Source organism: Nakamurella sp. A5-74 (genome assembly GCF_040438885.1).
Taxonomy (GTDB): Bacteria; Actinomycetota; Actinomycetes; order Mycobacteriales; family Nakamurellaceae; genus Nakamurella.
This window is the reverse complement of the sequence record NZ_CP159218.1, coordinates 4225568-4244561: the sequence shown is the minus strand read 5'-3', so window position 1 is coordinate 4244561 and position 18994 is coordinate 4225568. Positions and strand designations below refer to the sequence as shown.

Sequence of the window (18994 nt, the reverse complement as noted above, 5' to 3'; positions counted from 1 at the left end):
TCGAGTCGGTGGCCGGCCGCGGGAGGTGACGCTGACCCATCAGTTCACGGGGTGAGCGCCCCGAGGATCTGTCCCTGAACAGGCCACCACCCTCCACTTCGTGTGCGGTGGAGGGTCGTGGTCCGTCCGGTTCAGCGGGCTGTACAGCTCAGCGGCGGATGCGACCCGGCGCGAAGCATGCCGCGACGACGGCCACCGCGACCGCGGCAGCTCCGGTGAGCAGGGCCGGTCCGATGGCTCCGGTGTAGCCGGTGGGGGTGAGCGCGCCGCCGTTGCCGAGGAAGACCGCCGTCAGCAGGGCGATCCCGAGGGCCACGCCGAACTCGCGGATCGTCGAGTTGGCCGAACTGGCGATGGCGAAATCGGCGTCGGGCAGTCCCTCCAGGACGGCCGTCGCGCTCGGCGCGAAGGTCAGGCCCATCCCGATGCCGGCCAGCACCAGCGGCAGCACGAACGACGAGTAACCCGAACCGTTCTCCGTGAGGACGGCGAACCACACCAGCGACGCTGTCTGCAGCGACAGGCCGGACACCAGCAGTGAGCGGAGGCCCACCCGGGCAGCCAGGGCGCCGGCGATCGGGGCGACGATCATCGGGGCAGCGGTCCACGGCAGCGTTCGCAGGCCGGCTTCCAGCGGGGTGTAGCCCTGCACGATCTGCAGGTACTGCGACAGCAGGAACACCGTGCCGAACATGCCGATGGTGAAGGTCAGGCCGACGACGTTGGCCACGGAGAAACCGCGGGAGCGGAAGAGCCGCAGCGGCAGCACTGCCTGGTCGCGACCGCGAGCCCGCAGTACGTAGGCCGGGATCAGGAGGGCGGCGATCACCAAGGGTCCCAACACTATCGGGTCGGACCAGCCGTCGTCGTTGCCGTGCACGATGCTCCAGATGCCGAGGGAGACCGTGCCGCCGAGCATCGCCGTGCCAACCAGGTCGAGGCGGGACCAGGTGCCCCTGGACTCCGGGACTGCGACCAGCAGCAGCGGCAGCGCCACCAGGGCCACCGGGATGTTGAGCCAGAAGGTGGCCTGCCAGTTGATGCCCTCGACCACGGCGCCGCCGACGACGGGACCGAGCGCAACACCCAACCCGGACACCCCACCCCAGATGCCGATGGCGATCGCCCGCTTGGCCGGCGGAACGGCCGCCGCGAGCAGGGTCAGCGACAGCGGCATGATGGCCGCCGCGCCCAGACCCTGCACGGCCCTGGCCGCGATCAGCATCTCCGAGGTGGTGCTCAGCGCCGAGGCGATCGAGGCGAGGGTGAACACGCCCACGCCGATCGACATCACCCGGCGCCGACCGAGCCGGTCGCCCAGCGTCGCCGCGGGGAGCATGAACGTCGCGAAGGTCAGTGTGTAGGCGTTCAGGAACCAGGACAGCTGAGCGACACTCGAGCTCAGATCCTCCCGGATCACCGGCAGGGCGGTCGTCATCACCAGGTTGTCCAGGGTGGCCATGAACATCGGCAGCGACACCGCGACCAGGGCGATCCAGATCGGGATCCGGCGTCGTTCCGAGGTCGGTGGTGGGGATGCTGCGGCCGGTGCGGCGGCGTCAAGAGTGGTCATGAGGATCTCCGTCGAGAAGGCATCGATTGATTACTTACAGCTGAACCGTAAGTAATCAAGTGATAATCTGTCAACCATGAGTTCCAGGAACACGTCCCACGAGCCCGCCGCGCCGACCGCTGTCACCCGGCGGATGTCGGCAGAACAGCGCCGGGAGCTCGTCCTGGAGGCTGCCACCCGAGCCTTCGCCCGCGGTGGCTACGCCGGGACGAGTACCGACGTGGTGGCCAAGGAGGCAGGCGTCTCACAGCCCTACGTGGTGCGGATCTTCGGCACCAAGCTGGAGCTGTTCCTGTTGGTGCTGAAGCGCTCCGTCGATCGCATCCGGCAGTCGTTCGAGGCGGTGATCGCTGCGTCCCCGTTCGATGCCGAGAGTGACGGCGACTGGGAGCGGCTGAGCCTCGCCTACTTCGAGCTGCTCAAGGATCGCGATTTCCTGCAGGTGATGATGCACGGTTTCGTGGCGAGCTCCATCGAGGAGATCGGCGAGGTCAGCCGCCGCTGCATGGGCGACGTGTTCGAAGCCCTCCGCGCCACCGGTGCGGACGACGACCGGATCCGGGACTTCATCGCCTACGGGATGCTGCTCAACATCATGGCGCTCATCGGCGCACCGGAACACGCCGCAGGATCTGATTCCCTGGCCGCGCTGACCCGATGCTCCTTCGGTGAAGGTCTGCCAGAACTGGTTGCGCACCTGGGCGTCTGATCTTCGCCGGCGGGGTGGACCGTGGTGACGGGGTGTGCCCGAGGGTGACAACTGCTCGACAGCGCTGCGCCACACAGAGTTCCGTCATCCCACCAGGCTCGAGGGGGCGCAGGGTGGTGCTGCCGAGACGGCTCCGCTCGCGCCGCGGGGCCCGAGAGCCTGAGTGCAATTCGGGTCCGAGGTGGTCTTGACATCAAGGGACGGGCGGACTACTTTCTGCTCAAACGTTACAGCAGATGCCTGCCGACCGGCAAGTCTGCTGAAACGATTGAGCAAAAGAGGCGGGTATGGCACGCAACGATGGGTCCGTGACTCTGCGTCACATCGCGGAACGGGCGAACCTGTCCGTCAGCGCCGTGTCGATGGCGTTGCAGCAGCACCCTCGAATCAGCGCGGACGCCAGGGCCCGGGTGCAGGCACTGGCCCGTGAGCTCGGCTACGTACCGAACACGGCCGGTCGTGCGCTCCGGTCGCAGCGATCGAACGCGTTGGCCCTGATCGTTCCCAACACCAATCAGCACGTCTTCGGACATGCGTACTTCATGCACGTGCTCAGTGGCGTGACGGACGTGGCCAACGAACGCGACTATCAGCTGCTCGTGTCGACCAACCCGGACGAGAAGCACGGCAAGGTGGCCTATGAGCGGGTGATGCGGGCCGGCACCGTCGACGGCGTCATCGTCACCAGTGCTCCGGTCGCGGACCCGAACATCGCTCGCCTGGTCGACAGTGGCCTGCCGGTGGTGCTGCTCGGTCGCTACGACCACCTTCCGCTGGCGGTCAGTGTCGGAGTCGACGACATCGCCGCCGCCGTCACGATGACCGAGCACCTGATCGTGGAGCACAGACGGAAATCCCTGGTGCACATCAGCGGTCCGCTCGAGCACCAAAGCGCAATCGACCGCCGCGACGGATTCCTGGCCGCATGCGCGGCGCACGGGGTCCGCGGCGAGGTCGTCGAGGGCGACTACAGCGAAGGTTCGGGAGCGGCGGCAGGGCACGTCATTGCGGTCGAATTCCCTGACACCGACGGGGTTTTCGCTGCCAACGACGAGATGGCGCTGTCCGCCATGCGCCGCGTGGCACTGACGGGTCGGAGCGTCTCCGGCGACGTCTCGGTCGTCGGATTCGACGATTTCGGTCTGAGCAGAGTCACCACCCCGTCCATCACCACCATGCACGCGCCGGTCGAGGAGATGGCCAGGCTGGCCACCCGGCGCCTGCTGGACATCCTGCGCGGAACCCCCATTGCCGAAGCCGACACCCATGCCGTGCTCGGCGCCGATCTCGTCCGCCGGGAGTCCTGCGGGTGCCCGCCACCACTCTGACCGTCCCGTTCGGCCCCATCTGCCGTACCCGTCTCGTCCCATCCTCGGTTGTCGCCCAAAGGAGAGCTGCACATGAGAAGAACCAGCATCAGCACCCTGATCGCGTCCATCGCGATCGCTGCCCTGACCGTCAGCGGGTGCGGAAGCTCCGCCGGGTCCGGTACCGGCTCCGGACCCGCGACCGCAGGCCCCGTCGAACTCGCGATGTGGACCGGCTTCACCGGCGGTGACCGGGCGGCCTACGAATCGCTGGTCACCCAGTTCAACAGTTCGCACCCGAACATCAAGGTCACGATGGAAGTCCAGCCGTGGGACACCATCGCGCAGAAGCTACCCTCTGCCTGGGCGACCGGCCAGGGACCCGACCTGGCCACGCCCAACTTCGACCCGAACGTGCTCGGGGAGTATCTCAAGTCCAATTCGCTGCTCGCGCTGGATGCGACGGGCGACGGCGACATGAAGATCAACGCGGACAAGCTGGCGCCGTCCGCCATCAAGGCCTTCACCGTGGACGGCAAGCTGTACGCAGTCCCGGCCAACATCGCCACGCTGCAGCTCTACTACAACAAGAAACTGCTCAGCGCCGCCGGACTGACGAATCCCCCTGCGACAGTGGATGAGCTGCGAACCGACGCACAGAAGCTGACCGGCAACGGCGTGTTCGGGCTGTCCCTCGCCGACCACGAGACCATCCAGATGTGGCCCGTACTCCAGTGGCTCGACGGCGGCGACATCGTCGGGACCGACGGGTGCTCCCAGCTCGACACGCAGGCCAACATCGACAGCCTCACCCGCTGGGCTGCGCTCGTCAGGGCCAAGGCTGCGCCGGTGGGTCTGACCGGCGCGGAGTCGGACGCACTGTTCAGCGCGGGGAAGGCGGCAATGCAACTGAACGGCCCGTGGGCGGCCGCCGGGTACACCCAGGCCGGTATCGATCTCGGCGTCGCCCCGGTGCCGACCGGGGTCAACGGCAAGGTGACGCTCGCATCCACCGTCCCGCTCGCGGTGTCGGCCAAGACCGCGCATCCGGCGGAGGCGCAGCAGTTCCTGGCCTGGTGGACGGGTAAGGACGCCCAGCGGACTTTCGCACTCGCCAGCGGATTTCCCCCGGTACGCACCGACATGGGTGACGACTCGAAGCTCGCCGCGAACGCAGTGGTGGCCAAGTTCGCTGCTGCACTGCCCGAAGCTCGGCTCTACCTGCCGGGCGTCATCGGCGCCCCGAAGGTCGATTCGGAGGCCTACATCCCGCTGATCGGTGCGATCACTCGCGGCAAGGACGTCGCGACCGAGGTCAAGACCGCCTCTGCCGCCATCAATTCCATCACCGGGTGCAGCGGCACATGACCTTGACTGCCACCCCGCCGGTGGTCGGCGCACTGGACGCCGACCACCGCGCGGCACCGACACCTCGCAGGGGCAGGACCCGATGGCAACCCGCCTGGCTGTTCGCCGCGCCGAGTCTGCTGATCCTCGGAGTCTTCATCGTGTATCCGCTGACCCAGTCGTTCTGGTACAGCCTGCACGACTGGCGCATCGGAGCGACCGACCAGATCTGGCTGGGAGCCGGCAACTATCGCCGGCTGCTGACGGACGATCGGTTCTGGAACGCGTTGCGCGTCACCGCGATCTTCTCGGTCGTCTGCCTGGCGGTCCAGCTGGTGCTCGGCTACTGCGCAGCCGCAGCGTTGCTCCGGGACACCTGGTTCAACCGGCTGGTCCGGTCGGCATTCTTCTTCCCCACCATCGTCTCACTCGCCAGTATCGGGATGGTGTGGCGATTCCTGCTGGATCCGAGCATCGGTCTGGTCGCCGGGTTGACCTCGGCCCTGGGGGCAGAACCGGTGTCCTGGCTGCAGGATCCCGACCTCGCACTGCCCACCGTGATCTTCGTCAACGTCTGGAAGAACCTCGGATTCACGATGATCATCCTGCTGGCCGGACTCAAGGGTGTTCCCGAGCACCTGTACGAGGCCGCAACCCTCGACGGTGCGAACCCGCGTCAACGCACCTGGCACGTCACGCTGCCCAGCATCCGGCCCACGCTGCTGTTCACGTCGATGATCCTGATGATCAACTCTCTGCAGGTGTTCGACCTGGTCTACGTGATGACCGACGGTGGTCCACTGTTCGCCACCGACACCATGGTGACGATGATGTACCGCGAGGGCTTCGAGAACTTCGACATCGGTTACGCCTCGGCGCTGGCCTGGGTGCTGTTCGCACTGATCCTGCTGCTGTCGGCGCTGCAGCTGCGACTGTTCAGGTACAACGATGTCGACTGACCTCCGCACGGGAGCAACCGGGTCGATCAGCCTGCGTGCCGTCGTGCGCTGGCCCGTCCTCGCCGTTGGCGTGCTGCTGGCCGTCGTCCCGTTCCTGTGGATGATCTTCGGCTCCTTCCGCAGTGAGGCAGACCTCTTCGAGAACCCCGCCGGGCTGCTGCCAACACACTGGACGTTGCACGGCTACACCGCCATCTGGCAAGAACTGCCGTTCCTGCGCCTGCTGTTCAACACCTTCGCGTTCGCCGGCGTCACCACTCTGCTCTGCCTGCTGTTCGACTCGATGTGCGCCTATGCATTGGCGCGCATCAAGTTCCGTGGATCGACCGTCGCATTCTGGCTGGTGATCGCCACCCTGATGATCCCGTTCCAGGTGACCCTGATCCCGGTCTTCATCGAACTGTTCCACCTCGGCTGGCTCGACACCTACCAGGGTCTGATCCTTCCGCGAGCGACCAGTGCGTTCGGCATCTTCATGCTGCGGCAGTTCTTCCTGTCCATTCCCCGCGAGCTGGACGAGGCGGCGCGGATGGACGGTGCGGGTCACTTCCGCATCTACTGGCGGATCATCCTGCCGCTGGCGAAACCGGCCCTTGCCACCCTGGCGGTATTGCACTTCATGAACCTCTGGAACGACCTGCTGTGGCCCCTGGTCGTGACCAGCTCGACGGACATGCGAACCCTCCCAGCCGGTCTCACCTTGTTCGGCGGTCAGCATGTCACCGATCACGCAGTGCTGTTGGCGGGTGCGACAATCTCGCTGCTGCCGCTGGCTGCGGCCTTCTTCCTGGCGCAGCGGTACTTCGTTGCAGGGATCGCCACGACGGGACTCAAATGACCAGCCGCGCACTCTTCGCCGTTGATTCGTTCAGCTGGCTGCTGGGTATCGAGGACACCTGCGTCTACCCGGCCGACGGTGGCGCTCCGCTGGACGAGCATGTCCTCACCGGACACTCGGCCCGCTGGCGTGCCGATCTGTCGGCGGCTCGCGACATGGGCGCCACCGCGGTGCGGTACGGCATGAGCTGGCCACTCGTCCACACCGCCCCGGGCACCTTCGACTGGGCGACGCTGGACGAGATCGTGACGTTCGCCGTCGACGAACTCGGATTGGATCTGGTCGCAGACCTCGTGCACTACGGCACGCCGACCTGGCTGGAACACTCGTTCGCCGATCCCGGCTACCCGGCGGCGATCGAGGAGTTCGCCGGCGCGCTGGCGACTCGCTATCGGGGTCGGCTGCGCGCCTACACCCCGCTCAACGAACCGGTGACGACAGCGTCGTTCTGTGGACTTCGCGGGGTCTGGCCGCCCCGACTCTCCGGCTGGCACGGTTGGACGACGGTCGTCCTGCCCCTCGCCGAGGGCATCGTCAGGGCCAATCGGGCCATCCGTCGCGCTGATCCCGATGCGGTGATCGTGCACGTCGAGGCCGCCACCCGGGTGCACACCACCGACGACGAGCAGGTCGAGCACACCGCGCTGCTCCGTGAGATCGGTTGGCTGCCCACCGATCTCGTCCTCGGAACGGTGGACAGCAGCCACTCGATGTACGGCTGGTTGCTCGAACACGGAGCCACGGTCGACCAGCTCGAACGGCTGCTGCGGCACCCGGCCCCACCGGATCTCATCGGGGTGAACTACTACCCCGATCTCACCCCCCGACGCATCGTCGCGGTGGAGGGAGCACCCGTCCAGGTCGCCTACAACGCGGGACCGGCCGGGCTGCGATCCGTCCTCGCGGGCTTCTCCACCCGGTACTCCTTGCCGCTCGCTGTGACCGAGACGAGCATCGAGGGTGACGACGACACCCGTTCGACCTGGCTACGTGACTCTGCAGCCGCCGTCCTGGACCTGCGCGAGCGCGGAGCGGACATCCGCGGCTACACCTGGTGGCCTTTGATGGATTTCATCGACTGGTCCTACGCCGCCGGCGGAGCCAACGTCGAGGAGTTCGCGGTCGAACTTGTCGCGCACGACGCCGCCTCCGTCGGGCCGGCGCCCTCCCTGGGCGCACCGGACGACGGCAAGACGCCGTTCCTGCGACGCATGGGGTTGCTGCGCCTCGAGGAGCAGGCGGACGGCACTCTCGACCGGGTGGCCACACCGACCGTCGCCACGTATCGACAGATTGTGACGGCCCGGACCTCGCTGGCGGTGACCCCGTGAATCCGTCCTACCCCGGGTATTTCGCCGACCCCTTCGTGACCAGGGACGCTGACGGCACCTACTACGCGTACGGAACCGCGCCGGCTGCACACCAGCCGCGCGTGTTCCCCGTGCTCTCGTCCGTCGACCTGCGCAGCTGGCAGCCGCACGACAACGCGCTCGTCCGACCGGACGACGACCTCGGAGACGCTTTCTGGGCACCGGAAGTCGTCTGGGCACAGGGGCTCTGGTGGATGTACTACTCGGTGGGGCGCGACATCGTCGGTCACCATCTCCGGGTGGCGTCCGCGGTCGGTCCGCTCGGGCCGTTCACCGATCTCGGGATCAACCTGACCCCGGACGAGCTGTTCGCGATCGACGGGCATCCGTTCCGGGACCGGGACGGCCGACGGTACCTGTACTACGCCCGCGATGTGCTCGAGGATGCACGGCCGGGCACGCATCTCGCCGTTGCTCCACTGCGAGCCGACATGACCGGGCTCGACGGGCCTGCCGTCCCCGTCCTGCAGCCGTCGGCGGACTGGCAGATCTACCAGCGTGATCGGTTGATGTACGGACGCACCCTCGACTGGCACACCCTGGAAGGTCCATCGGTCGTGTGGAGTTCCGGTCGGTACTGGCTCACCTACTCCGCCGGCAACTGGACCAACGAGAGCTACCGCGTCTCCTGGGCCGTCGCCGACCACCCGCTCGGCCCATGGACAGCGGCCCCCGACACCGCTCCGCCGTTGCTCGCCACCACCGACGATCTCATCGGGCCCGGTCACAACAGCATCGTGGCCGCCCCGGACGGACACCACGAGATCGTCTTCCACGCGTGGGACCACGGCCGGACCCGCCGACAGATGCACACCCGGCCCATCCGGTTCTCACCAACCTCCCCGTTCGTCGACCACCACGACACCCGGCCGATCCTGGAAGGATCCGCATGACCACCCACCCTCGCATTCCAGGATGGCGCAACCGTTCGCATCGCAACGTCGGGCGCCGAACCACCGGGCGAACAGCACGTCTGGGCCGATTGGTCGCGGTGGCAGCCCTGGTGGCTTCCGGACTGTTCGGAACGGCACCGGCGGTCAGCATCGCCGGCACCGGGGCACTGCCGTGCGACGCCTTCGCTGCCGGCGGAACGTCGTGCGTGGCGTCCTTCAGCACCGTTCGCGCGCTGTACGCCTCCTACAGCGGACCGCTGTACCGGGTGAGCCGCAGCTTTGACGCTGCGACCAGCAACATCGGTTTGCTCACCACCGGCGGCTACGCCAATGCCGCTGCCCAGGACAGCTTCTGCGCCGGCACCGTCTGCACCATCACGACGCTGTACGACCAGAGCCCGAACCACAATGACCTGACCGTCGCCGGGGTCGGTGCCGCCGGATCCAGTGACCGCGGTGCGCGTGCCGACGACCTGCCCGTCACCGTCGAGGGACACAAGGCGTACGGAGTCCTGGTGACTCCCCGGGTGGGATATCGGCGGGCATCCGGCACCGGGATGGCGACGGGTGCGCAACCCGAGTCCATCTACGCGGTGATGAGCGGCACGCTCGCGAGCAACGCCTGCTGCTTCGACTTCGGCAACGTCGAGACCGTCCCCGTCGACCACGGTCCCGGAACCATGGACGCGCTGATCGTGTCGACCTTCTGCGGATCCCCGCCCTGCGCGGGATCGGGCCCCTGGATCCAGGCGGACCTGGAGGACGGGGTTTTCATGGGCAACGGATCCAGCAACCCCAACGCCGCCAGCCAGACGAGCCCCTTCATCACCGCTGTACTGCGCAACAACGGGCAGAACACGTATGCCCTCAAGGGCAGCAACGCCACCGCGCCGACCCTCACCTCGCTCTACAGCGGAGCCCTCCCGGCGGGTTACGGACCGATGAATCTGGAAGGGGGCATCACCCTGGGGGCCGGGGGAGACAACAGCAACGCCGCACCCGGAGCGTTCTTCGAGGGTGCCATCACCTCCGGTTACGCGTCCGAGACCGCCATCACGAACATGCAGACCAACATCGCCTCGATGACCTACACCGGTACCTCTGGCGGCGGCGCGGGTGTCGGGGTCACGGGTCCCGGCGGCAAGTGCCTCGACGTGGTCGGCAACGACACCGGCAACGCCGGAAGCAATGTCGTGCTGTTCAGCTGCCAACACGATGCCGCCGATCAGCACTGGCAGTACATCCGCACCACCCCGACGGTGTTCGCGGGATCCGGCGCAGGGGAGTACGTGAACACGCTCAAGACTCTGGGCCGCTGTCTGGACATCAAGGGCAACAGCACGGCCGTCAATACCGAGGTCGAACTGTGGACCTGCAGCGACATCGGCGGCCAGAAATGGGTGCAGCAGGCCAACGGGTCACTCCTCAATCCGCAGTCGGGGCTCTGCCTGGCCAGCCCTGGCGGGAGCACCATCGACGGCGTCGTACTCCGGATCGAGACCTGCACCGGCGGCGCCTCCCAGCGCTTCGTCGTCACCCTCGGCCTGCTGATCCAGGGACAGACGATCGCCGCACCCGCCGGCAGATGTGTCGACGTCTCGGGCACCAACACCGGAGCGAACAACACCGACGTCGTGATGTACGACTGCCTGCGCGAGGCCACCGACCAGCAGTGGTGGCTGGACGCCGACCGATCCATCACCACCCTCGGCCGGTGCCTGGATGTCAAGGGAAATGCGACCGCAGTCGGGACCCAGGTGGGTCTGTACGACTGCAACGGTGTCGGTGGCCAGAAATGGGTGCAGCAGCCCAACGGCACGCTGCTCAACCCGCAGTCCGGTCTCTGCCTCACCGATCCGGCCGGGAACACCGCGAACGGGACGGTGCTGGACCTCGAGAACTGCCGGAACGCCGCGTCCCAGAAATTCTTCGTGAACAGCGGCCACCCTGTCACTACGCTCGGTGGCAAGTGCATGGACATCGGCGGGAACGACCTCTACGGCAACTGGCAGGTGCCCCCGGTGCAGATCTGGGACTGCATTCCCACTGCAGCGGACCAACATTGGGTACTCACGGTCGGTAACACCGTCGAGACGATGACGCGCTGCCTCGATGTTGCCGGCAACAGCACCGCTGCCGGAGCCAAGGTCGACCTGTTCAACTGCAACGGAGTCGGCGGTCAACAGTGGGCGCAGCGCGCGGACGGGACGTTGCTCAATCCGCCGTCCGGCCTGTGTCTGACCACCCCGGGCGGGAGCACCACCAACGGCACGCAGTTGACCATTGACGTCTGCACCGGCGGGGCGAGTCAGCAGTTCGGTGTCGTGGCAGCCACCGCACTGTCGCCGGGCGGCGCGATCTCACTGCGGTCGACCACTGCCTGCTGTGCCACCTCTTACCTGCGGCACCAGAACGGGGCGGCAGTATTGAGCGGCATCGCAGCGGGGAACTCGGTCGCCGACCGGCAGGATGCAACCTGGGTCGTACGGAACGGGCTGTCCAACAGTTCGTGCATCTCATTCGAGTCGAAGAACTTTCCCAACGGTTACCTGCGTCAGCAGAACAGATCCGTTCTGCAGCAACAGAATGATGGCACTCCGACCTTCGCCTCGGACGCGACCTTCTGCCCGCAACCGGGAAAGAACGGTCAAGGAGTCTCGCTGTCCTGGGTGGGGAACGCGGCCCTGTTCGTGCGCCACTACAACGGCCAGATCTACCTGGCGAGCAATGGCGGCGGCAACCCCTGGGACTCGGCGATCTCCTGGACGGCGGATGTCAGTTGGCTGCCGACGCCGGGGTGGGCGCCCTGACAACCAGCTCGGACTCCCTCACCCACGAGCACCCGTCATCATCTCCGGAGGCGGGCCACCGTGGCTCGGCTCCCGAACTTCTGCCCTCTCGCAGAAAGATCCTCCGCCCGCTACGGGGCGCAGGGTCGGTCTGCGTTCGGGGCGAATCGAGCAGGACCTCACCCGGGACGGAGGTTGTCACTCCTCGCGTTTGCGCAGCCGCAGCGCGACGAGCAGTCGGTGCCAGAGGCTTTTCAGCACGATCGGCACCAGCGCCAGGCCGTTGAGCGCATTGTCATCCATCACGGCTTGCTTGGTCGGCGTGGAATGAGCGGCCGCCGCCGGCTTCGGGGGCGCCGCAGGTCTCTCGGTAGCAGCTGCTGCCGGAATGGCTGCCGCCGGAGTTTCGGCCACCGTCTCCGGACCAACTCCTTCGGGGGTGGTAGCTGAGATGGCGGCGTCACCGTCCGTTGACGTCGAGACCGGCTCTGTTGCAACGGGTTTCGCAGGAGCAACCGCAGCAGCGGGCTGAGCCGGAGCATCTCCCAGCTTGCCCTCGATGCAGCTGACGAACTGGCCGAGCAGCTTGTCCGAGACGTCCTGCATGACGCCGCGCCCGAACTGGGCCGGCTTACCGGTGATGGCCAGATCCGTTGCGACGTCGACGTGGGTGACACCGTCGACCTCCGAGAGCTGGATCTTCACCGTGGCGCCGGCAGTTCCGTTGCCGCGCTTGTCCTTCCCGTTCGCCTTGATCACCGCGAGATGGGTCGCCTCGTCCTTCTCGACGAAGCTGCCCACCCCGGTGTAGACCAGCGCGATCGGACCGAGCTTCACCTTCACCGATCCGGCGAAACCGTCGTCACTCGCCTCGGTGACGGTGGCGCCGGGGAAGCAGCTCCCGACCAGGTCGAGGTCCATGAAGGTGTCCCAGGTCTGCTGCACCGAGGCCGGGACGGTGAAGGAGTGGTTGAGCTGCACCGGATCTAGCCCGCCGCAGCCGCGAGCACCGCGCGACGGGTGAGCACCGTGGCGAGGTGCTTGCGGTAGTCGGCGTCGCCGTTGAGATCCGACGGCGGGTTGGTCCCGTCCGCGGCCGCGGCGCAGGCTTCCCGCACGGCCTCGTCGGTTGCCGGCTTGCCGATGAGGGCCCGCTCCACCGCGGTCGCCCGCAGCGGGGTCGACCCCATGTTCGTCAGCCCGATCTTCGCCTCGGCGATCGTCCCGCCCTCGACCCTGACCGTCGCACCTACGGCCACGATCGACCACTGGTGCTTGACCCGCACGAACTTCTCGTAGTGGGCGCCCCAGCCGGTGTGCTTGGGGATCCGGATCTGGACGAGCAGCTCGTCCTCACCGACGGCAGTCTCGAACAGGTCGGTGAAGAAGTCCGTGGCAGCAACGGTCCGCCGAGTTCCGTCCTGGCTCGCGATGACGAACTCGCAGTCCAGCGCGAGCGCCGGCGCACCGACGTCACCCGCCGGATCGGCGTGCGCGAGTGCTCCGCCGAGGGTGCCGCGATGCCGGATCTGCGGGTCCGCGACCTCCCGGATCGCCTGAACCAACAGCGCAGCATGCTGCTGGATGAGCGCGCTGCTCACCACATCGGAGTGGGTGGTCATCGCCCCGACGACGACGTGGTCGCCGTCCTCGCTGATGCCGCGCAACTCCTCGATCCTGCTGAGGTCGATCACGGTGGACGGGGCGTTGAGCCGCATCCGCAGGATCGGCAGCAGGCTCTGGCCGCCGGCCATGATCTTGGCCTCATCGCCGCCCTCGGCGAGTGCCGACAGCGCCTCGGACAGGGTGGTGGGTGCGGCGTAGGCGAACGATGCGGGGATCACAGCGCTGCTCCGTTCTGGGTCTCGGACTCGTCGAAGTGCGGCTGGGCCGCGCCCACGGTCGGCGCCGACTGGTTCGCTCCGGCCGACCGGATGGCCTTCCAGACCCGCTCAGGTGTGCACGGCATGACGATGTCGTCGACGCCCAGGTGCCGGATGGCATCGATGACGGCGTTGACCACCGCCGGCGTCGAGGCGATCGTCCCCGCCTCGCCGACCCCCTTGGTGCCCAACGTGTTCGTCAGCGACGGGGTCGAGCGGTGGTGGACGTCGAAGCTGATGGTGTCGGCCGCCGTCGGCAGGGTGTAGTCGACGAACGAGCCCGACACGAGGGTGCCGGCATCGTCGAACACCGCGTCCTCCCAGAGCGCCTGGGCGATCCCCTGGACGAGTCCGCCGTGCACCTGGCCGGCCACGATCAGCGGATTGATGACGGTGCCGATGTCGTCCACGCAGGTGTACTTGCGCATCTTGATCTCGCCGGTCTCGGTGTCCACCTCGACCGCACACAGGTGGGTGCCGTGCGGGAAGGAGAAGTTGACCGGGTCGTAGACCGCGTCGGCGTCCAGCGTCGGCTCCATCCCGTCGGGGAGGTTGTGCGCCGAGAAGACGGCCATCGCCACCTCCTGGATCGCGAGGCCCTGATCGGTGCCGCGCACCCCGAAGCGCCCGGCGGAGAACTCGATGTCCTCCAGCGACGCCTCGAGCAGATGTGCCGCAACGGGTTTGGCCTTCGCGATCACCTTCTCGCTCGCCTTGACCAGTGCCTCACCGCCGACCACCAGCGACCGGGAACCGTAGGTGTCCAGTCCCTTCGGCGAGATCTGGGTGTCGCCGTGCAGGATCTCGACGTCGTCGAACGGCACCCCGAGCTGGTCGGCGACGATCTGGCTGAACGCCGTTTCGTGACCCTGCCCGTGGGCGCTGGCCCCGGTGACGACCTCGACCTTGCCGGTGGCCAACATGCGCACGCTGGCCGCTTCCCAGCCGCCGGCGCCGTAGTTGAGCGAGCCGAGCACCCGGGACGGGGCCAGGCCGCACATCTCGGTGAACGTCGAGATGCCGATGCCCAGCTGGACCGGATCCCCCGCGTCGCGCCGTTTCTTCTGTTCGGCCCGCAGCTCGTCGTAGCCGAAGCTCGCGGTGGCCTCGTCGGTCGCCGCCTCGTAATTGCCCGAGTCGTACTCCATCCCGCAGACCGTGGTGAAGGGGAACTCGTCGTTGCGGATCCAGTTCTGCTTCCGCAGCTCCAGCGGTTCCCTGCCGAGCTCGGCAGCGAGCTCGTCCATCATGCGCTCGATGCCGAAGGTCGCCTCGGGCCGACCGGCACCGCGGTAGGCGTCCGTCCAGGTCTTGTTGGTCAGCACCGTCTGGCAGGCGAAGTGGTAGGCCGGGAACTTGTAGATCGAGTTGAACATGAACGCCCCGAGCACCGGGACGCCGCCGCCGACGACGGCGACATAGGCGCCGAGATCCGCGGTCAGCTCGACCTTGAAGCCGGTGACGGTGCCGTCCTTCTCGGCGGAGAGGGTGAGCTTCTGCCACTGGTCCCGGCCGTGGTGCGCCGCAACCAGTGACTCGGAGCGGGTCTCGGTGTACTTCACCGGCTTGCCCAGCTTCCGGGCGACGCACCAGGTGATCCACTCCTCGGGGGTCACCTGGAGTTTGCCGCCGAAGCCGCCGCCGACGTCCGGGGCGATGACCCGGATCTTGGATTCGGGAACACCGGTGGTCGCAGCCAGCGCGAACCGCACGATGTGCGGCACCTGGGTGGCACTCCACATGACGTTCTGCTCGCCGGTCGGGTCGACGACGACGGAGCGCGGCTCCATGAATGCCGGGATCAGCCGGTTCTGCCGGAACTCCCGTTCGATGACGACGCCGTCGGTGCGGGCCTTGGTGATCGCGGCCTCGACATCGCCGCCGGTGCCGGCTGCCGCCGAGTCGAAGACCCAGTAGGCGGATTTGTTGGTGCCGAGCTCGGGGTGGGCGAGCACCCGGTCACTGAGCGCGTCCTTGAGCTCCAGTGCTGCCGGCAGTTCCTCGTAGTCCACGTCGACGAGCTCGGCGGCGTCGCGGGCCGCGGCGGCACTGCGGGCGACGACGCAGGCGACGATCTCGCCGGCGAAGGCGACCCGTTCGCTGGGCATCGGCAGATGGGTCGGGGTCTTCTGCTCGGGTGTGATCGGCCAGGCGTTGATCAGCACGCCCTGACCCTCACCCAGATCAGCACCGGTGTACACGGCGGCGACGTTGGGTGCGGCTGCGGCTGCGCTGGTGTCGATCGCGGTGATCTTCGCGTGGGCGAACGGGCTGCGCACCATGGCCATGTGCAACATGCCGGTGAGCTGGATGTTGTCGGTCCACTTGGTGCGGCCGGTGATCAACCGCTGGTCCTCCTTGCGGAGGCGGGCGGTGCCGACCTCGGTGGTCGGCCGGTCGTCGGTGACGGTCATGCCTGCGCCCCCGTCGAGCTCGCGACCTGCTGCACGGCCTTGACGATATTGTGATATCCCGTGCAGCGACACAGGTTTCCTTCGAGTCCCTCGCGGATCTGTTGCTCGCTCGGGGCGGGGTTCTCGTTCAGGAGGTCGATCGACTGCATGATCATCCCGGGGGTGCAGTAGCCGCACTGCAGGGCGTGGCACTCGTGGAAGGCCTTCTGCATGGGGTGCAACTCGCCGTCCTGGGCGAGACCTTCGATGGTGGTGACGTCATGCCCGTCGACCTGCACGGCCAGTACGTTGCAGGATTTCACGCTGCGTCCGTCGAGGTGGACCGTGCAGGCGCCGCAGTTGCTGGTGTCGCACCCCACGACCGTCCCGGTCTTCCCGAGCTGTTCCCGCAGGTAGTGCACGAGCAGGGTTCGAGGCTCCACGTCGTCGGTGTACGAGGCACCGTCGACGGACACGGAGATGCGGGTCATGAATCACTCCCTTGTGACAGCGCGGCCAGGTGTGCTCCCGGTCACTAGTTCGCAGTGTGCCCGGACCTACCGTGCGAGGCAACCGGCCGGACGACCAGGTAATAGCCCACCCCCGAGTGACGTAATGCAGATGCGGAGCCGGACCCGCTCTTCACTCCGCACCTGCGGAGTGGAAGCTCCCGGAGTGGTGGATCGGTCCACTCTCGGCGGCCAGACGGCTGCCCCTTCCGCCCCACCGCAGCGCAATGATCTCGGCTGCGATGCTCACCGCAGTCTCCTCGGGGGTGCGGGCTCCGAGATCCAGTCCGATCGGGCTCGACAACCTGTCCAGCTCGGCGGCCGTCAGGCCGGCCTCCCGGAGCCTTGCCAGCCGGTCCTCGTGGGTGCGACGGGAGCCCATCGCTCCGACGAAGGCGACCTCGGGCAGGCGCAGCGCCACCTCCAGCAGGGGGACGTCGAACTTGGGGTCGTGGGTCAACACGCACAGCACCGTTCGGTCGTCGATGCGGCCCGCCTCCGCCTGCGCCCGCAGATAACGATGTGGCCAGTCGACAACGACCTCGTCGGCTGCCGGGAAGCGACTCGCGGTGGCGAAGACCCCCCGCGCATCGCAGACGGTCACGTGGTATCCGATGAACGTTCCCTGCCGGGCCACGGCGGCGGCGAAGTCGATGGCCCCGAACACGATCATCCGCGGCTTCGGCGCGAACGTGGAGACGAAGACCCGCATTCCCTCGCCGCGCCGTTCGCCGTCCGGCCCGTAGGTGAGGGTGGCGCTGCGGCCTGCAGCGAGCAGCCCGCGGACGTCGTCCGCGACCGCGTCGTCGGCTCGGTCCCCACCCAGACTGCCGGTGCGTGGGGTGACAGCGTCCTCCGGGCGGACGATGATCCGGTTGCCGACCCGCATCGCTTCGGGATGCTCGATGACGGTCGCCACCGCCACCGGACGGGCCGCGTCGATGTCGTCGGCCAGCTCGCCGAATTCGGGGAACGTCGTGCGGCTGACGGTCTCGACGAAGACGTCCAGGATCCCGCCGCAGGTCAGCCCCACCGCGAAGGCGTCGGTATCGCTGACGCCATAGCGTTGCAGCACAGGGGATCCCGAGGCGACGACCTGCTGGGCCAGCTCGTAGACCGCACCCTCGACGCACCCACCGGAGACCGACCCGACCGCTTCTCCACCGGGTCCGACGAGCATCGACGCACCGGGCGGGCGGGGGGCCGACCGGAACGTCGCCACCACGGTGCCGACACCGACGTCGACCCCGGCCCGCCACCACTGCAGGAGTTCGGGAAGCACCTCACGCATGGGCCACCATTCCGATCAAATCCTCGAACGCCGCCATCGAATGGCCCGAGACGAAGTCGTCGACGAACGGCAGGGCGGCGACGATGCCCTGCTGTACCGGAAGATAGCCGTCCTTGCCGCGATGCGGGTTGGACCAGATCACCCGGTGCGCCAGCAGCTGCAGCCGGCGGACCTGCTCCCCCAGGGCCTGCGGATCGTCGCGTTCCCACCCGTCGCTGAAGAGCACGACGACAGCGCCCCGCGCCAGGCCGCGTCGCCCCCAGCGCTGCAGGAAGATCGCCAGCCCCTGTGCCAACCGGGTCCCGCCCGACCAGTCCGGCACCATCGACCCGGCAGCCACCAGCGCTCGTTCCGGATCCATCTGTCGCAGGGCGCGGGTGACATGGGTGAGCCGGGTGCCCACCGTGAAGACCTCCACCGGTGCTCCGCCGGCGACGTAGCGGTGGGCCAGCCGTAGCAGCGAGTCCGCGTAGGACGTCATCGAGCCGGACACGTCGATCAGCAGCACGATGCGGCGCGGCCGCAGACCCCGCCGCCGCCGACGGATGCTCCCTGGCTCGCCCATCCGGCGCAGCTCCTCGCGGAGCGTCGCGCGGGCGTCCACCCGGCCCCGGTGTGCCGGAGTGTGCCGGTGAGCTCGGCGTTGCGGCGCTCGTGGGACGAGCTTCGCGAACAGGCCGGCCAGCGCTGTGCGTTCGGCGAGGCTCATCGTGGCGACATCCCGGTGGCGCAGCACCTCCGTTGCGCTGGCGATCGCGTGGATGCTCTCGCCGGTCGCCTCGCCGTCACCCCCGCCGTCGTCCAGCGGTGCGACCTGCACCGAGGTCGCCGGCGGGGGCTTCGCCGAGTGCCCGGCACGGACTCCGCCGAACCAGGCGACGAACACCTGGTCGTAGCGTTCGAGGTCGGCCGGCGATCCGCAGAGGGTGGCGCGCGCTGCCAGATAGGTTGCTGTCATGTGGCCGAACCCCACTGCCGCAACAGCTTCCAGCATGGTCCGCTCGCGATCAGCGGTCACCGGGACCCCTGCGGCACGCAGCGCACGGGCGAACCCGAGCAGCAGCTCATCGGCCTCGTGCACGACCGGTCGCTGCGGCAGCAGTGCCGCAGGTCCAGGGGGTGATGAGCTCATC

General features: G+C 67.8%; 15 protein-coding genes. 8 read left to right on the top strand and 7 right to left on the bottom strand.

What is annotated here, in order from left to right:
* Positions 1-148: 148 nt before the first annotated feature.
* Positions 149-1573, bottom strand: a complete 1425-nt coding sequence (locus tag ABLG96_RS19460; RefSeq protein ID WP_353648967.1) for an MFS transporter — start codon at positions 1571-1573, stop codon at positions 149-151.
* Positions 1574-1649: 76 nt separating this feature from the next.
* On the opposite strand from ABLG96_RS19460, the gene ABLG96_RS19455 reads away from it, so the two are divergent.
* The 8 genes from ABLG96_RS19455 to ABLG96_RS19420 all read left to right on the top strand — a co-directional run bounded on the left by ABLG96_RS19455 (position 1650) and on the right by ABLG96_RS19420 (position 11806).
* Entirely contained in the window at positions 1650-2282 is a 633-nt protein-coding gene (locus tag ABLG96_RS19455) for a TetR/AcrR family transcriptional regulator (RefSeq protein WP_353648966.1), read from the top strand.
* Positions 2283-2590: 308 nt separating this feature from the next.
* Complete coding sequence (locus ABLG96_RS19450; RefSeq protein WP_353648965.1) at positions 2591-3610, top strand: LacI family DNA-binding transcriptional regulator; 1020 nt, start codon at positions 2591-2593, stop codon at positions 3608-3610.
* Positions 3611-3682: 72 nt separating this feature from the next.
* Positions 3683-4957, top strand: coding sequence for an ABC transporter substrate-binding protein (locus ABLG96_RS19445; RefSeq protein ID WP_353648964.1), 1275 nt, complete (start codon positions 3683-3685; stop codon positions 4955-4957).
* Positions 4954-5895 carry a sugar ABC transporter permease gene (locus ABLG96_RS19440; protein WP_353648963.1) on the top strand — a complete coding sequence of 314 codons (942 nt, stop codon included), beginning with the start codon at positions 4954-4956 and terminating at the stop codon, positions 5893-5895. The genes ABLG96_RS19445 and ABLG96_RS19440 overlap by 4 nt, the downstream gene beginning before the upstream one ends.
* Positions 5885-6733: a carbohydrate ABC transporter permease gene (locus ABLG96_RS19435; RefSeq protein ID WP_353648962.1), complete on the top strand. Its 849-nt coding sequence runs from the start codon at positions 5885-5887 to the stop codon at positions 6731-6733. The genes ABLG96_RS19440 and ABLG96_RS19435 overlap by 11 nt, the downstream gene beginning before the upstream one ends.
* Positions 6730-8064: a family 1 glycosylhydrolase gene (locus ABLG96_RS19430; protein WP_353648961.1), complete on the top strand. Its 1335-nt coding sequence runs from the start codon at positions 6730-6732 to the stop codon at positions 8062-8064. Before ABLG96_RS19435 ends, ABLG96_RS19430 begins: the two co-directional genes overlap by 4 nt.
* Positions 8061-8996 carry a glycoside hydrolase family 43 protein gene (locus ABLG96_RS19425; protein ID WP_353648960.1) on the top strand — a complete coding sequence of 312 codons (936 nt, stop codon included), beginning with the start codon at positions 8061-8063 and terminating at the stop codon, positions 8994-8996. Before ABLG96_RS19430 ends, ABLG96_RS19425 begins: the two co-directional genes overlap by 4 nt.
* Positions 8993-11806 (top strand): arabinofuranosidase catalytic domain-containing protein, encoded by a 2814-nt coding sequence (locus ABLG96_RS19420; RefSeq protein ID WP_353648959.1) that lies wholly within the window; start codon positions 8993-8995, stop codon positions 11804-11806. Before ABLG96_RS19425 ends, ABLG96_RS19420 begins: the two co-directional genes overlap by 4 nt.
* A gap of 177 nt (positions 11807-11983) precedes the next feature.
* Here ABLG96_RS19420 and ABLG96_RS19415 read toward each other — a convergent pair whose 3' ends face one another.
* From ABLG96_RS19415 to ABLG96_RS19390, 6 genes are all read right to left on the bottom strand, one after another.
* On the bottom strand, positions 11984-12766 hold the full coding sequence (locus ABLG96_RS19415; RefSeq protein ID WP_353648958.1) for an SRPBCC family protein: 783 nt from the start codon (positions 12764-12766) through the stop codon (positions 11984-11986).
* A gap of 5 nt (positions 12767-12771) precedes the next feature.
* Positions 12772-13629: a xanthine dehydrogenase family protein subunit M gene (locus tag ABLG96_RS19410; protein WP_353648957.1), complete on the bottom strand. Its 858-nt coding sequence runs from the start codon at positions 13627-13629 to the stop codon at positions 12772-12774.
* Positions 13626-16082 (bottom strand): xanthine dehydrogenase family protein molybdopterin-binding subunit, encoded by a 2457-nt coding sequence (locus ABLG96_RS19405; protein ID WP_353648956.1) that lies wholly within the window; start codon positions 16080-16082, stop codon positions 13626-13628. The genes ABLG96_RS19410 and ABLG96_RS19405 overlap by 4 nt, the downstream gene beginning before the upstream one ends.
* A complete protein-coding gene (locus ABLG96_RS19400; RefSeq protein WP_353648955.1) occupies positions 16079-16552 on the bottom strand; it encodes a (2Fe-2S)-binding protein in 474 nt (157 codons plus the stop codon). The genes ABLG96_RS19405 and ABLG96_RS19400 overlap by 4 nt, the downstream gene beginning before the upstream one ends.
* 151 nt (positions 16553-16703) lie before the next feature.
* Positions 16704-17861, bottom strand: coding sequence for an XdhC/CoxI family protein (locus ABLG96_RS19395; RefSeq protein ID WP_353648954.1), 1158 nt, complete (start codon positions 17859-17861; stop codon positions 16704-16706).
* The gene (locus ABLG96_RS19390; protein ID WP_353648953.1) at positions 17854-18993 is read right to left on the bottom strand and encodes a VWA domain-containing protein; all 1140 of its coding nucleotides are present in this window, start codon (positions 18991-18993) and stop codon (positions 17854-17856) included. The genes ABLG96_RS19395 and ABLG96_RS19390 overlap by 8 nt, the downstream gene beginning before the upstream one ends.
* Position 18994 lies beyond the last annotated feature (1 nt).

Bases quoted from the DNA above. Each gene is read 5' to 3' on its own strand.
- ABLG96_RS19460 (WP_353648967.1), bottom strand. From the start codon at position 1,573: ATGACCACTCTTGACGCCGCCGCACCGGCCGCAGCATCCCCACCACCG.
- ABLG96_RS19455 (WP_353648966.1), top strand. From the start codon at position 1,650: ATGAGTTCCAGGAACACGTCCCACGAGCCCGCCGCGCCGACCGCTGTC.
- ABLG96_RS19445 (WP_353648964.1), top strand. From the start codon at position 3,683: ATGAGAAGAACCAGCATCAGCACCCTGATCGCGTCCATCGCGATCGCT.
- ABLG96_RS19440 (WP_353648963.1), top strand. From the start codon at position 4,954: ATGACCTTGACTGCCACCCCGCCGGTGGTCGGCGCACTGGACGCCGAC.
- ABLG96_RS19435 (WP_353648962.1), top strand. From the start codon at position 5,885: ATGTCGACTGACCTCCGCACGGGAGCAACCGGGTCGATCAGCCTGCGT.
- ABLG96_RS19430 (WP_353648961.1), top strand. From the start codon at position 6,730: ATGACCAGCCGCGCACTCTTCGCCGTTGATTCGTTCAGCTGGCTGCTG.
- ABLG96_RS19420 (WP_353648959.1), top strand. From the start codon at position 8,993: ATGACCACCCACCCTCGCATTCCAGGATGGCGCAACCGTTCGCATCGC.
- ABLG96_RS19405 (WP_353648956.1), bottom strand. From the start codon at position 16,082: ATGACCGTCACCGACGACCGGCCGACCACCGAGGTCGGCACCGCCCGC.
- ABLG96_RS19400 (WP_353648955.1), bottom strand. From the start codon at position 16,552: ATGACCCGCATCTCCGTGTCCGTCGACGGTGCCTCGTACACCGACGAC.
- ABLG96_RS19395 (WP_353648954.1), bottom strand. From the start codon at position 17,861: ATGCGTGAGGTGCTTCCCGAACTCCTGCAGTGGTGGCGGGCCGGGGTC.
- ABLG96_RS19390 (WP_353648953.1), bottom strand. From the start codon at position 18,993: ATGAGCTCATCACCCCCTGGACCTGCGGCACTGCTGCCGCAGCGACCG.